The organism is Pelotomaculum sp. PtaB.Bin117 (assembly GCF_002067195.1).
GTDB lineage: Bacteria > Bacillota > Desulfotomaculia > Desulfotomaculales > Pelotomaculaceae > Pelotomaculum_D > Pelotomaculum_D terephthalicicum.
The window spans coordinates 1-13,117 of sequence record NZ_MVQM01000170.1 but is presented as its reverse complement, the minus strand read 5'-3'; the positions used below and the strand labels follow the sequence as shown (position 1 = coordinate 13,117).

At 45.6% G+C, this 13,117-nt stretch carries 18 protein-coding genes and 1 tRNA gene; 12 read left to right on the top strand and 7 right to left on the bottom strand.

All coding sequences use genetic code 11. From position 1 onward, the window contains the following. Positions 1-244 precede the first annotated feature (244 nt). Complete coding sequence (locus tag A4E54_RS14110; RefSeq protein ID WP_240084744.1) at positions 245-442, bottom strand: YjfB family protein; 198 nt, start codon at positions 440-442, stop codon at positions 245-247. 245 nt (positions 443-687) lie between these two features. Between A4E54_RS14110 and tadA the strand changes: the two genes are divergently transcribed. The 5 genes from tadA to A4E54_RS14085 all read left to right on the top strand — a co-directional run bounded on the left by tadA (position 688) and on the right by A4E54_RS14085 (position 2,815). Next, positions 688-1,194 (top strand): tRNA adenosine(34) deaminase TadA, encoded by a 507-nt coding sequence (gene tadA / locus A4E54_RS14105; protein ID WP_446676310.1) that lies wholly within the window; start codon positions 688-690, stop codon positions 1,192-1,194. Between the two features lie 30 nt (positions 1,195-1,224). After that, positions 1,225-1,315: transfer RNA gene (locus A4E54_RS14100), tRNA-Ser, on the top strand. Between the two features lie 527 nt (positions 1,316-1,842). Beyond that, positions 1,843-2,100: a hypothetical protein gene (locus tag A4E54_RS14095; RefSeq protein ID WP_286726486.1), complete on the top strand. Its 258-nt coding sequence runs from the start codon at positions 1,843-1,845 to the stop codon at positions 2,098-2,100. A gap of 135 nt (positions 2,101-2,235) precedes the next feature. After that, positions 2,236-2,508 carry a type II toxin-antitoxin system prevent-host-death family antitoxin gene (locus tag A4E54_RS14090; RefSeq protein WP_240084747.1) on the top strand — a complete coding sequence of 91 codons (273 nt, stop codon included), beginning with the start codon at positions 2,236-2,238 and terminating at the stop codon, positions 2,506-2,508. Next, the gene (locus A4E54_RS14085; protein WP_240084748.1) at positions 2,495-2,815 is read left to right on the top strand and encodes a type II toxin-antitoxin system RelE/ParE family toxin; all 321 of its coding nucleotides are present in this window, start codon (positions 2,495-2,497) and stop codon (positions 2,813-2,815) included. Before A4E54_RS14090 ends, A4E54_RS14085 begins: the two co-directional genes overlap by 14 nt. A 56-nt stretch (positions 2,816-2,871) precedes the next feature. Here A4E54_RS14085 and A4E54_RS14080 read toward each other — a convergent pair whose 3' ends face one another. Both A4E54_RS14080 and A4E54_RS14075 read right to left on the bottom strand, forming a co-directional pair. After that, on the bottom strand, positions 2,872-3,072 hold the full coding sequence (locus A4E54_RS14080; RefSeq protein ID WP_286726485.1) for a hypothetical protein: 201 nt from the start codon (positions 3,070-3,072) through the stop codon (positions 2,872-2,874). A gap of 9 nt (positions 3,073-3,081) precedes the next feature. Continuing rightward, positions 3,082-3,216 carry a hypothetical protein gene (locus A4E54_RS14075; RefSeq protein WP_286726484.1) on the bottom strand — a complete coding sequence of 45 codons (135 nt, stop codon included), beginning with the start codon at positions 3,214-3,216 and terminating at the stop codon, positions 3,082-3,084. A 191-nt stretch (positions 3,217-3,407) separates the two neighbouring features. Here A4E54_RS14075 and A4E54_RS14070 point away from each other — a divergent pair, with 191 nt between their 5' ends. Next, positions 3,408-3,548, top strand: coding sequence for a hypothetical protein (locus tag A4E54_RS14070; RefSeq protein ID WP_240084750.1), 141 nt, complete (start codon positions 3,408-3,410; stop codon positions 3,546-3,548). Between the two features lie 65 nt (positions 3,549-3,613). On the opposite strand, the gene A4E54_RS14065 is transcribed toward A4E54_RS14070, so the two are convergent. The 4 genes from A4E54_RS14065 to A4E54_RS14050 form a co-directional block, all read right to left on the bottom strand. Then, a complete protein-coding gene (locus A4E54_RS14065; RefSeq protein ID WP_240084751.1) occupies positions 3,614-4,738 on the bottom strand; it encodes a DHHW family protein in 1,125 nt (374 codons plus the stop codon). Positions 4,739-4,760: 22 nt separating this feature from the next. Further along, complete coding sequence (locus A4E54_RS14060; RefSeq protein ID WP_353681846.1) at positions 4,761-6,074, bottom strand: MBOAT family O-acyltransferase; 1,314 nt, start codon at positions 6,072-6,074, stop codon at positions 4,761-4,763. An 82-nt stretch (positions 6,075-6,156) separates the two neighbouring features. Continuing rightward, the gene (locus A4E54_RS14055; protein ID WP_286726492.1) at positions 6,157-6,684 is read right to left on the bottom strand and encodes a DUF4358 domain-containing protein; all 528 of its coding nucleotides are present in this window, start codon (positions 6,682-6,684) and stop codon (positions 6,157-6,159) included. A gap of 30 nt (positions 6,685-6,714) precedes the next feature. After that, positions 6,715-7,602 carry a GDSL-type esterase/lipase family protein gene (locus A4E54_RS14050; protein ID WP_286726481.1) on the bottom strand — a complete coding sequence of 296 codons (888 nt, stop codon included), beginning with the start codon at positions 7,600-7,602 and terminating at the stop codon, positions 6,715-6,717. Between the two features lie 209 nt (positions 7,603-7,811). Here A4E54_RS14050 and A4E54_RS14045 point away from each other — a divergent pair, with 209 nt between their 5' ends. From A4E54_RS14045 to A4E54_RS14020, 6 genes are all read left to right on the top strand, one after another. Continuing rightward, positions 7,812-8,534, top strand: coding sequence for a response regulator transcription factor (locus A4E54_RS14045; RefSeq protein WP_286726480.1), 723 nt, complete (start codon positions 7,812-7,814; stop codon positions 8,532-8,534). Positions 8,535-8,550: 16 nt separating this feature from the next. Further along, the gene (locus A4E54_RS14040; RefSeq protein WP_286726491.1) at positions 8,551-9,915 is read left to right on the top strand and encodes a HAMP domain-containing sensor histidine kinase; all 1,365 of its coding nucleotides are present in this window, start codon (positions 8,551-8,553) and stop codon (positions 9,913-9,915) included. Next, positions 9,912-11,432, top strand: coding sequence for a hypothetical protein (locus tag A4E54_RS14035; protein WP_286726478.1), 1,521 nt, complete (start codon positions 9,912-9,914; stop codon positions 11,430-11,432). The genes A4E54_RS14040 and A4E54_RS14035 overlap by 4 nt, the downstream gene beginning before the upstream one ends. Positions 11,433-11,758: 326 nt before the next feature. After that, positions 11,759-12,049 carry a hypothetical protein gene (locus tag A4E54_RS14030; RefSeq protein WP_240084756.1) on the top strand — a complete coding sequence of 97 codons (291 nt, stop codon included), beginning with the start codon at positions 11,759-11,761 and terminating at the stop codon, positions 12,047-12,049. Between the two features lie 131 nt (positions 12,050-12,180). Beyond that, positions 12,181-12,444: a type II toxin-antitoxin system Phd/YefM family antitoxin gene (locus A4E54_RS14025; RefSeq protein WP_240084757.1), complete on the top strand. Its 264-nt coding sequence runs from the start codon at positions 12,181-12,183 to the stop codon at positions 12,442-12,444. Continuing rightward, a complete protein-coding gene (locus tag A4E54_RS14020; protein WP_240084758.1) occupies positions 12,437-12,742 on the top strand; it encodes a type II toxin-antitoxin system RelE/ParE family toxin in 306 nt (101 codons plus the stop codon). The genes A4E54_RS14025 and A4E54_RS14020 overlap by 8 nt, the downstream gene beginning before the upstream one ends. Positions 12,743-13,117: the final 375 nt, after the last annotated feature.

Below are 13,117 nucleotides of genomic sequence, written 5' to 3'. Positions count from 1 at the left end.
TGTAATCCTCACTCATTTTAACGACATGAGATTCAGCGTTATAAAATCCCTCCGCCGGGGATAGACTTATTTCAACTGGAAAGGAAGGCTGATAAGGCGCTTTTAACCAGATTTCTTGTTTAACGCCGGATAACTTGCCGCAGGCAGCGGGTGAACTTGCTGATAAATAAAAATATTTTGAGCTGAATGGTTTTAAGGAAAATAAAGGGAGGACGAAAAATAAACGGCAAACACGTTTTGCCGTTTAAATATATATATCTAAATTATTGCCAAGATGAGAAAGACTCGGTGAAACCGGAGGCATGGTTTCCAACATCTCTCGGGCGGCCTGCTTTTCTTGATTCATAATCTTCTTCAGGATATCCACCTGTACATCCTGCTGCAATTTGACTTGCTTCATACCCAAAAACGCTTTTACAGTGCCAATTGTGTCAGCAGCCACAGAAATCCCTCCTTTTTCTATATTATTTTACCATTTTTTATTATTCGCATCAATATCTAACTTTGGAATCATATTAATTTAACGTCAATGTTTAGGCCGCGAGTAAAATAAATGAATTTACAGTGCGGAATAGTGACGACGGCAAATGATTATGGCTGTTGTTGTCAATAGCCGCGCACTATGCTATAATGTCGATGTCGTGGGAGATAGAAAAATTATCACGGGATTTTAAGGAGCAGGTGCCGTTGGATCACGCCGGTTACATGCGCGCAGCTCTGGCGGAAGCGGAAAAAGCTTATGCCGTAGGTGAGGTGCCGGTTGGCGCAATAGTAGTGCTAAACGGTGAAATTATCGGGCGGGGTCATAACCTGCGCGAGACTTTAAAAGATAGTTCCGCCCATGCGGAGATGCTGGCGCTAAAAGAGGCGGCAGAGCGCCTGGGCGACTGGCGGTTGAACGACGCTATTATTTACTCGACGCTTGAACCATGTCCCATGTGTGCCGGAGCCCTGGTGCAATTCAGGGTGAAAATGCTGGTTTACGGTGTGGCTGATCCCAAAGCCGGTGCGGTCGATTCGGTTATAGACGTGGTGAGGCAGCCACACTTCAACCACCGTGTTGAAGTTTTAGCGGGAGTCCTGGAAGAAGAATGCCGGACTATTATCCAGCTTTTCTTTAAAGAATTGAGGGAGAAAAAAGTATCCGGAGAGATGGCCGAGTTGGTCGAAGGCGCTCGACTCGAAATCGAGTAATAGGTGCATAAAAACTGAATAATTATACACGGAGGAGTAGCGAAGAGGCTGTAACGCGCCGCACTCGAAATGCGGTTGTCATGGAAGTGGCACGTGGGTTCGAATCCCACCTCCTCCGCCACAATTCGTCTAAAAAGTCTTGCGCCGCAAGGCTTTTCAGCATTTTTGCGAATAAATTTTAGTGCGTTTTGCGGTTTTTTTTGGATAAAAAAGGAGGGATTTAATGCATTATCCCTGCATTACTTCTATCAATTTCCTTGTCCCTCCAGGTTGATTGCTCTTTTCAAGTTATACGCAAGAAAAATAAGTGCAAATGTTAAGCCATTTTTAAATGGATTAACATCTACACTTTGATGGTACTAAACTAAGCCCCAGCTCGGCTGTTGCGTTCTCTTTACCCAAGTAAATTTAGCGTTATAGAAGGGCATTTCATTCTCTCAGATGAAGAAAAGATAGATATACCGAAAGGATTCGAAAATGCAATTTTTGTTTATGGTCGTTATCTGGATAACAATACGTGGTACAGATTAGATAATGGAATCTTAAATCCACAATATGCTCATGTTGAAAAAGACTTAAAAAGGTTAGCCACACATATTAAAAAGAACTATGACGAATCTCAAATCTGTGGATGAGGCGGTGCGTTCCATGATGCTGCACAATGAAAATGCCGGTGGTTTTTGGGATGCTAAAACCGAAAAAGCTTCCTATGAAAAAATCCCGGATAAGGAGACTCCTCTTTGGGATACCTATTCTCAAATTATTTATTATTGGGCTCAAGGCGAAACCGATTCTGATCAAGCATATATTGTAGTTTATAATGGCGGCGTTTTTAAGAGATATAAAAATGCAACGTATGGGTACCTTTCTTTCCGGGCGGTTAAACCATTCATAAAGAGCGACTGATACTACAATGTAAACTATCGAATTATTATCAACCACTAATCTGGCATCTTTTTTGACCTAACTTTCCATGCTTTTTATTTGACTGCATATCAATATTTTGATAAAATATGAGTAGATAATTTCGGAGGTGTTGTTATGGCAACTATTAGGCCAAGTTCAGACTTGCGCAATAAATATAATGAAATCTCAGAGTTCTGCAATAAATATAATGAGCCGGTATTTATCACCAAGAATGGGACAGGGGATTTAGTTGTATTATCCAACGCCGAATATGAGCGTTTAAGCGGAAGACATGAACTATACCAGCTGTTGGATGAAGGAATGAGGTCAATTAAAAAAGGAACAGGGCGTCCTGCGGAGGATGTGTTCGCAGAAATCGAGAGGGAGTTTGGTTTTGACAAAGTATAAAATTGTTATTGAATTGCCTGCTCAGAAGGATTTGCGGGCAATTCTTAATTACATAACGGATACCTTGAAAGAGCCAATGAATGCCGCGCGGATTTATAGATCCATCAAAGAGCAGATTTTGACATTAGCGCAAATGCCCTTGCGGCACAGCCTTGTTCAGGACAAGCAGTTTGCCGCGATGGGAATTCGCAAGCTCCCGGTTGAGCACTATATCGCATTCTATATTATTAATGATGAAAAGCGGGAAGTCCATGTGTTGCGAATCCTCTTTAATCGCAGAGAATGGCAGAGTATTTTGGCGCATTGAACCCCTTTCGATCCCCCTTAGCTCCACCAGGAAAACAAAACCCACCAAAGGTGGGTTTATTTTTGGGGATCACCGACAGAGCCATCGCCTTTTAGTTTATGGTAAACCTTAAGATTTGGAGAGGCCGTACCGGCAATAATGGGGCGGGCATGCTCATTACCATGTTTTGCTTTGCCCTGGATTTCGGGTACCGGAGGAGCGTCATTGCGTGGCTGCGTATGTGTCCGTTCAGGTCGGGCCATTCCCTTTTTCGCCATATAATCACCTCAAACATCGTCATTGGGGATGGACTTTTTCTTCGCGTTGGGATTTTGATTTTGGTTTTCATGTGTTATTGGAGTTTGTCCGTTGCTTTTTTTCTTCCGTGCGCTTTTATTGTCTGGCTGGCTATCCTTTGGCATTGTAAATCACCTCCTGGATAGTTTGCCGTACAGAGGCATCTTTTATTACTTGACTTTTCATAACGTTTTGTCGAAGTAAGTTAATTATTGTTATTGTCTAATTGACTTATTTTTTTTTGCCTGGTTTATATTTTAATTTTATAAAATTGCAGAAAAAATACTTCTTTTCTCCTCTCAGGCGGTCGACGTTCGTGTTTCCACCGGAAGAAAACTTCACGGCAACAGGAGCTTTACGCCTGGGAGTGGGAAAAATGACAAGATTTGGTTTTGGTAAAAAAGAGTTTGAACAGCTGGCTGGAAGAGTACAAAGAGTACAAAGGGTCAGCCCTTGACATTGGACAGCCGGGAGTAAGGCAAGTATTATGCCATTGTCCAATGTCAAGGGCTGACCCCCTAATTAACTCCCTATTTTACGTAAGGAAGAATCTTCGGCCAGAGAGAGGGTATTGTAGATCAGCAATATTTCCTTGAACCCGTATTGCTCCAGATAGGGCTTAAGCTGCGCGTTGAAGTAGCGCAGGTCGATAAGATAAATTTCGTCGTAGTGATTGGCGAGAAAAGGAACTAAAGTATTAGCGTAGGAGTCCTTGATAATCAAAAGTTTCCGGCCTGTTTTCTTGAGCGTGGTAATCCTCGTCAGCGCGTGGTTGCCATCAAGAAAAACGGCGTACTGGTCTTTTTGCAGTAAATGCTCTCTGGCATACAGACTGTTGCCGGTTCTTTGCTCATTGATGTAGTCGACTTGGCAAGCAAGCTCTCGCTTGGGGTGGAAGAGATGGATGGAATCAGGCTGCAGAAAACGATGACCGCTTTTAGAATAAAGGGTGCCGTAAAAATTGTCGCTGGCCGGTTCAAGGTTAAAATCGTTTAAATCCAGGGCTGGAAAATCCATCACCCTTCCTGCCTCCCGGTAGGCATAATATGCTCCCAGGGAGGTCCAGTGGTGATCGGTTTTATAATAAATATATTCTTGCTTGTGCGCGGCAAGGGCCGGATAAGTGTCGATCAAGCGGATGTCGGGGCCGAGTTGCTTTTTGATCAGAGCAAACAGGTCGAGATTTTGCTGAGGTGCCGCAAACCGCGGCAGCTTGTCGTCCAAAACTTGCGCGGAGGTCGGGGCCAAAAGGAGATACACCGGAGCCGGAAGGGTTGCGGCAAATTGGTTGAGGGCCGCGATATTTGCCGCCAAGAAGGCCGTGTTGAGTTTTTCCGGCTTCTGCAGCAGGTAGCCGTCTCGGCCAAAGTACACGCCGTTGTTGTCCTTTTTTTGCAGGATAAGCTCCGCGGCGGATTTGAGGCCGACCCACGTATCCCGGAAAACAAAGTGGTCGGTGAGATAATCTTCAGCGGCATGGCTGAATTTGCCGGAGATCAGATTATCCCGCGAGAGGGCAGGCTTTTTTTGCAGCATACGGTTTTCCCTTTCTGAAAAATCCCGGTGGGGCAGTATCATAAACAGCAAGAAGAAGACGGCCAAGAAGGTCAGCATCATGACGGTTAAGATCTTATTGAAAAGTTGCATAAGGCCACCCCCTGCTGTTTGTTTAAAAACGAAAATAAAAAAACGGGTTATAGGTTGAATCAACCAGATAAGCTGTGGAAAGGAGCAGCACCATCAAACAGGAGAGCGTGGCCGCGGTATAATAGCATGCTGCTGACCTGGCGAGCAGTTTTTCTTGCACATGTTTACTGAACGGTGTCGAGGCCAGGGAGGCAATAAGGATTAAAACGACCTGAGTAGAAAGATAATAAAGAGCCTGCTGATCGCAAAATCCCCTGCCGTGGAGGCCAAACAATACTTGCAGATAGGCAAGGCCTGCGGGTAAGTGAGCAAAGGCGAACAACACCCACCCCAGCAGGATCAGCAAAACGGCGTAAGCATGGCAGAGACAGCGGGGGGCCAGGGAGAGCCATTTAAAAAGGAAAGTTTTCTCCAGCGCTAGAATAAGGCCGTAGTAAAGCCCCCAGAGCACAAAATTCCAACTGGCTCCGTGCCACAAGCCCGTCAGGAACCAGACCAGAAACAAATTTCTGTAGAGCGCCAGCTTGCCGGAGCGGTTTCCTCCCAGGGGAAGATAGACATAATCCCGGAACCAGGTTCCCAGGGAGATATGCCAGCGCCGCCAAAACTCGGTGATACTCTGGGAAATGTAGGGATATTGGAAATTTTCCGGAAAGGTGAAACCGAACATTTTGCCTAAACCGATAGCCATATCCGAATAACCGCTGAAATCAAAATAGATATGCAAAGCAAAAGCAATAATCCCCAGCCAAGCTGTGCAGATGGTTAGTTCAGAGGGCGGAGCTTGCTGAATTTGGGCCCAAAAGAAGCCCAGATTGTTCGCCAGCAATACCTTCTTCCCCAGTCCGGCCACAAACCGCCTGACCCCTTCCCCAAAACCAGCAAATCCTTCCCTTCTCTGCCTTAATTGTGCGGAGACCGTTTGGTACCGGACGATGGGACCTGCGAGCAGTTGCGGAAAGAGCGAGACATAAGTGCCGAAATCAATGAAATTTCGCGGGGCAGGTCCGGCGCCCCGGTAAAGATCAATGATGTAGGAAATCGCCTTAAAGGTATAAAAGGAGATGCCCAGTGGCAGCGGCAACCCCAGAACCGCCAAGGATGTACCCAGGACACTATTGATGGACTCCAGCAAAAAGTCATAGTACTTATAAAAACATAATAAGCCCAAGTTGGTGGCCAGGGCGGAGATCAGGACCAACCGGGACTTATTCTTTTTCTCTCCGGACCTGGTCAGCAGCAGACCGTGCGCGTAGTTGATTAGAGTGGAAAAGAACATCAACAGAATATAGACGGGTTCGCCCCAGGCATAAAAAATTAAACTGGAGACGAACAAGATGAAATTTCTGTAACGGTGCGGAACGGTATAATAAAGTAACAAGACGAGTGGCAAAAAGGCAAAAAGAAAGAATAGGCTGCTAAAGACCATGGTATGGTTGTCCTTTGTCGCCCCGGGATAGTTTTTCCCCCTGCTTATTAAAAAGCTTGTTCAACTCCGTTTTTACTGCTTCATTGTGGCCCGAAATACAAAGGATGACATATTTGCCGTTCACCGAAAGAAAAGGGTCGGCAAGTTTGGGCAACTCTGAGGGCACGTAATCCTGAAAACTTGTTTTCTGGTCGGCGACTCGTTGCCAAACAGCAGTTTCAATTCTTTGGGCGGCGGCAACATCTACAGCCTCAAAAACCGCAATTTCTTCTGCAGTCGCACCGCTGCTGACATACACCTTTTGTTTTACGACATCCTGCGCGTCGATGGGATAAATAACGGCGATCATTTGGTCGCTAATGGCGGTCAGGGTGTCTTGAAAGGCAATGGTCTCCCGGAGTGTTTCGGCACATGCATCCACATCCAAAGTAAAATCAGTATCGGCCTTGTTGCAGCCAGGCAGAGCCATCATGATCACCAAAAACACCATAAGCAACAAGCCACCCGTCCTGTGCATTTCCACACCACTCTCCCCCAGCAAAAATTGTTATGGAGCAACATAATGAAGCTTAAGATAAGCGAGCCAGCGATCGCAATAATCTTTATTCAGGTGGATCCCGTCGGTGGAGGCGTCACTGGCCAGGTTTCCCTCTTGATCAAGAACACATTGGGCCACGTCCAGATAGTAAAGGCTTTTTTCCGCGGCCATTTGTCGAATTAACCCATTATACTTGCTGATGTTGGTATTATTAAAAACTTGATCGCTTTGGGATTTTTGCTCGGAGACCGGGAGGATGGACTGGAGGTAAATTTCCGCCTCCGGCTCAATTTTTTGGATCTCCGCAATGACTTCACCATATTTTTTGATAAACAAGTCGCTGTAAGCCCAGCCCAGCTCGTTGATGCCCAGCATAATATAGACCTTCTTAAATGATTCCTGGCGCAAAGCTTCCATAATGGTCGTTTTTTTGCCGTCGGCAGCTTTCACCACCGGCTTGGTTAAGATCGTATCCACCTTTAAGCCGGTAGAAGTATAGTAGGTGGCCTTCCGGGGGCCGCTGAGCATTTGGAAGCCTTTGGTCCGGGAGTCGCCGATAAAAACGCTGTCCTGGAAGTAGTCGTCCGTAACGGCAACTTCAGCTGCCGGCACGGGTCGGCTATAATCATAGGCACCGGCCACCGGGGGAACCGGAACCTCATCCCGCCGGTCTGGCGCTGATGCTGTAGGCCCGGTGATGGGCTGCTCCGCCGGTGGGGACCCGGCCTCCGGGGACGTTGCGGGCGTACTGCTGTCCTGCATTCCGTTGGTATAAGCCGGACGGAAAAAAGCAGCCAAGGCGCCCAAGGCCACAGCAAGCAAAAGGAGCACCAGCGCAAGGCGAAAATACGCCGGAGGCGAAGAAGAATATTGTCTTCTGTAAGAACTGCTTTCCACAGCGCGGGAATCTCCCTTCCGGAAAAAATTCAAAAAAACAATCTGTTTTCTCTTTCATTTTATTCCCTTTCATTCGACATTGATTTACAAAGTCATTAAGATTGGTTACAAAAAAGTTACAGTTTAGGCCAAAAAAAAAATTCTTTGGAAAATGGCTTTAAATTTATAGTACAATAGCCTGGAAAAGAGAAGTGTGGGAGTGAGCCTCCATGCAAGCAGACCAGGCGAAAGTATTGATCGTGGAAGATGAAATCTCTATCCGGAAATTTATCGCCATTAATTTACATAGAAATAATTTTGAGGTACTCGAGGCTGAGGACGGGGAAACAGGCCTGGAGATGGCCAAAACCTTTACCCCTGATGTGGTCATTTTAGATGTAATGCTCCCATCCATGGACGGCTTTGAAGTATGTATGCAGATCAGGCGGCTGATGCCGCAGATCGTGATTATCATGTTAACGGCCAAAGGGGAGGATATGGATAAAATAATGGGGTTGGATCTGGGAGCCGATGACTATATGGTCAAACCCTTTAACCCTTTGGAGCTTATCGCCAGAATTCGAGCTAATTTGCGCAAACTGCCCGGTCCTCCTCCTGCAAAAACAAATTGTATTTTTTTTCGGCGGCTCATGCTGGATCTGGAAGGGCAGCATTTCTATAAAAGTGGCCGGGAAATAGAATTAACGCCCACGGAATTTGCCATCATGAAAGTCTTCCTGAGCAATCCCAAGAAAGCATTCAGCCGGAACGAAATCATGAATGGCGTTTGGGGACGGAATTATTTTGGTGATCTGAAAACAGTGGATGTCCATATCCGCAGAATACGGGAAAAGCTGGAAGAAGATCCCTCTGCTCCCCAGTGGATAGAAACAGTCTGGGGAGTGGGCTACCGGTTGAAGGGGGAGGGGAGCACCTATAAGTATCAAGAGTAGAGTTATCTTGAATTTTATGTTCATCATCGTGATTACTGTGCTCGTTTTGGAATTTTTTTTAATTTCGAGCATCCGGCAGAACTATAATAAAAATTTGGAAAACATTTTGGTAAACCGGCTGCAAACCTCTACGGATCTCTATGTCCGGTACTTTTCCGATGCGACCCTGCAGGAAAATGTCCTCAATGATATGGATACATTTTGGAAACAAGTAACGGCTCAGGTAGAAATCATTGATATGGACGGCCGCGTCTTAATGAATTCCCTGGGCTACCTAGCCGACTCTGTTACGGAAATGGATGATGTCCGGCAGGCCTTGAAGGGAGAGCAAGGGCTTTGGGTGGGGCGCGTTCCCTACGATACGGAAAAAGTCATGGCTGCCGCGTGCCCGATCGTGGTAGCGAAAGAGCAGGTGGGGGTCTTACGGTTTGTCGCTTCCTTAAGGGAAGTAAACGAAGAAATCAGGAACATCGCTTACAGATACTTGTCTTTTGGTGGGCTGGTCATTCTTTTCTCCGGGTTGGTGAGTATTATTTTAGCCAAGACCGTTACGGATCCGCTCAAGAAAGTAATCCTAGTCGCGGAAGAAATGGCCAGAGGGAACTTTCGGGTGAAAAGCGCCCATAAGTCACAAGATGAAATCGGGAAACTCGCCGCCACGCTAAATTACCTGGCCAGTGAGATTATCAAGAAGGAGGCACTAAAAAATAATTTTATTTCCTCGGTTTCCCACGAATTACGCACACCTTTAACTTCGATTAAAGGGTGGGCTGTCACGCTCAGACAGGGTTATGAAAACAAAGAGCTCTTACAGGACGGCCTGGACATTATTGAAAAGGAAAGTGACCGGCTAACCCATATGGTGACCGAGCTTTTGGATTTCTCCGGATTTGTATCCGGGACGATTACCTTAAAAAAAGACAAGGTGAATATTGCGGACCTTTGTGAAAACCTGCGGATCCAATTAGCTCCCAGAGCTTTACGGGAAGAAATAGATTTTCAGGTCGGGTATGCGGCTGATAACCCTTTCCTTTACACCGATGAAAACCGCTTGAAGCAAGTATTGCTGAATCTGCTGGACAACGCTTTCAAATTTACAGCTGCCGGCGGGCAAGTCTCCCTGACCGCCGTCTCCGATCACGAGTGTTATTACTTTTATATTGAGGATAATGGGTGCGGGATTGCCCCAGAGGAGCTCCCCCGAGTGAAAGAGAAGTTTTATAAGGGGAAATCCAGTAAATCGCAGAATGGGATCGGCCTCTCTATCTCTGATGAAATTATCCGGCTGATGCAGGGAAAACTGGAGATCAATAGTAGGGTTGGCCAGGGCACACGCATTACCATTACGTTACCTCTCCGGGAAGCGGTGAACGTAAAGTGAAGAAAGTATGGGGAGCTATCTTTCTCTTATTGCTTCTGGTAGGGTTTCTAGGCCTCCAGGCCGGCGGCTTTATCGGCCGGAATGCAGATTTTACCCTCAGGCTGGTCCCTCCCCAAAATCGACAGCCACCCCTGCAAGGCACCTGGCAGATCGTTTCCCTCCTGAAGGAGAGTACGGCCGCCAACCAGGAACTTGCCCAAAATTGGGTAGGTAAAAACCTTTATTTTGCGGAGAGCAATGTGTTGTTGGGTGAGTATCTTTTGCCCCATCCCCGCTATCGAGTAAAAAGAGTCGAGGCGAAAACTTACCTGCTCTCTCAGCAGCATGCCTTACCGGAGGAATTCCGTTTTGGAAACCCGGAAATTGAGGTAATCACCCTTTCCGACAATCATTTGTTTTGGTGTGAATTGCTGCGGGAAGATGACGACAAATTGTTACTGACTCTTTTTAACAACAGCTATCTGGTCAAGAAAATCTCCGACGATGTGGACGCCACGGTCTTCTCTTCCTCCGAGACCACGGATATCTTGGAAATCGGCAACTTGACAGAAACCGCCAGTAGACATACAGGTGTCCTGCTCGGACTGCGCGCTTCTGATCAGGACCGGCAGGGTCGTCAGGGTGAACATTACCGCACTCTTTGGCTGGCCCTGGAAGATCAAAAACTGGCCCCTGTGTTAGCGACAAACGTGATTGTCTTCCCTCGCAAAAGCGGTTTTTATGAGCTTGAGGTTGTCAGAAAAAAAGAGGAGAAAAAAGAGGAGGATTTTTTAATCGTTGAGCATATTTTAGGAGAGGAAAAACAGAAAGATTTCGAACCGTCCCTGGCTTCTTCAAGCTGGGAGGAAAAGGAAGGTTATATTCACCGCCGGATTCACTATATCGGTAATGATTATGTTTCCATCGAAGAAACGGTAAAACAAACATCCGTGAGCGACGGCAGCATCAAGGAGGAAAGTAAGCTGCACATCTTCACCGTTGATAGTTTGCCTGGCATGAAAGCGGTGAAGATTACCGATCTGGCCGGACCAGGTGCGCTTACGCCCATGGAACAGGGGAAACAAAACCTGCTGGAGCAACTCCAAGTGAAACAGGCGGGTTCGGCGGATGAAGAGAATTTTGGCCTGGCCAGAAAAAAGGGATATTGGATCCTTAAAGGCCGGTTAAGTTATCCCCAAAACAATGTCTTGGTAACGGCGGATTACGATATTGATCTCCTGGCGCCGAGCCAAGTCGTCTTCTATAATCAGCTAAATATCCCCTGGTCCCGGGTGAAAAATCATGTTCCCAATGCGATTGATGTCTTAATTTCACCGAATAAAGATCTGGCGCTGGTGGTCACGAACAAAGAAATTATTGTTTATGGAATGTATCAGGGAAACCTGGAAGAACACCCTTTGGAAAGGATCCCCTTACAAGAGGGCGAAGAAGTCATCATGGCTGAATGGGCTTTGGGACAATATTATGTGGGAAATTGGTCCCTGACCTTCCAGACCTATCTCGCTCAAGCCAAGTAAACGGGAGGACAGCCTTGCGCCTGCATAGAAGACAAAAAAGGGTTCTGCTCAAAAAACAACCCCTTTCTTTAATTTCATGATATGCTCCCTTTGTAGTAGGCAGTTGAAAATAATAGAATTGTTACTATGAAGGGAGTATTTTTAAATAGGGCAACCAGTACAAAGCACCGCCGGTACGGTGCGTAGAAATACAAAAGGGCGAAGGAAAGACAAGACCACTAGGGATTTACCCCCACGCCACCGGCTGTTGGATATCGGGAGATTTCACTTATTCTTACCGGGGTTTTCCAGCGATCTTTCTGTCAGACGAGTGTATAAAAGAATTTGTGGTTCTTATAAATAATGCCGAGACTATTTTAATAGTAGAGAACAAAACAATCTTTGAAGAGGTTTTAAGGCGGGGGTTGTATGAAAGGAAGGATTGTGCGGTAGTTTATTCTGAAGGCTATCTATCATCTGGAGATAAGCACCTGTTGCAAAATCTTAAAGTAGATAACCCGATACTAATAAAGTTAATGGAAGCTATGGAAAAAAACGATAGAAAGGTGGAGCAGGAAATCCTTTTAGACATCTTAACTAATGAGCAGATATTATGTTTTGATAATAAGGAAAAATAAGTGGTTCTCGCGTACAATGAATTCTAGTAACATGATAATGGACTTTCGATTTTACCACTTCTTCGGCACACCTAGTTTTTGTCAAAATTATGATATAATGATAATGTAAAATTTATTGCGAGGTGTTCGATATGCCAATAATTCGTCCCGTTTCCGATTTGCAGAACAAAACTCCAGAGATTGAGGAGATTTGCATAAAAGAGCAGAAGCCGGTTTTTATCACCAAGAACGGTAACGGGCATTTAGTCATCATGAGCCAGCAGCTTTTTGAAGAACAGCAAGCCCTATTAGACCTTTATGACAAGCTGGATGAGGCCGAAGAACAAAGCCGCGCCGGAAAAAGTCGCCCGTTCCGTGATGTTATGGCAAGCTTAAGGAGCCGTATCCATGCCTAAGCATTTAATTAGTATCACTGAGGCAGCAGAGCAGGATCTGGCCGAAATTGTTGATTATATCGCTAACGATAATCCTACTGCCGCTCTTAAGCTGGCTGAAAATATCGAGCAGAGCATTTTACAGTTTGAAGACTTCCCACTGATCGGTACGATACCCAAAAATCGAAGATTAAACCGGCAAGGATATCGTATTCTGATAGTCGATAGTTACTTGGTGTTCTACGTTCTGCTGGACAACGAGACAGTGGAAATCCGGCGCATTATTAGCGGGAAAAGAGACTATAAGTTTTTGCTTTAGCGGAACATTCCTTTGACGAAGTAGCGTATCAGGAAGTAAGCGTTGCCGCCTGACGGGCTTAAGAGAAGGAATTCTTAAAATCGCCAAATAGCCGCCGGAATGGTGAAAAATATATACGAACAACAGTCAACGGTTGAAATTCTTTAGTGTAGGAGTTAACCCTATAATTGTTAATAGATAAGCATTCCCGAAAATAGTAGAAGCCAACAGAGAGGTCTTCCACAAAACTCGAAACACAGTGATATAATTGGATAGGTAAAACCATAAAACCCTTGTAAAAAAGGGCACTGAAAAAGTCCGTTTGCAGCAATGCAGATGGACTTTTTGTCCAAAATTTTTGTCCAAAAATGGTATAATTATTCATGAAAGAAGTTG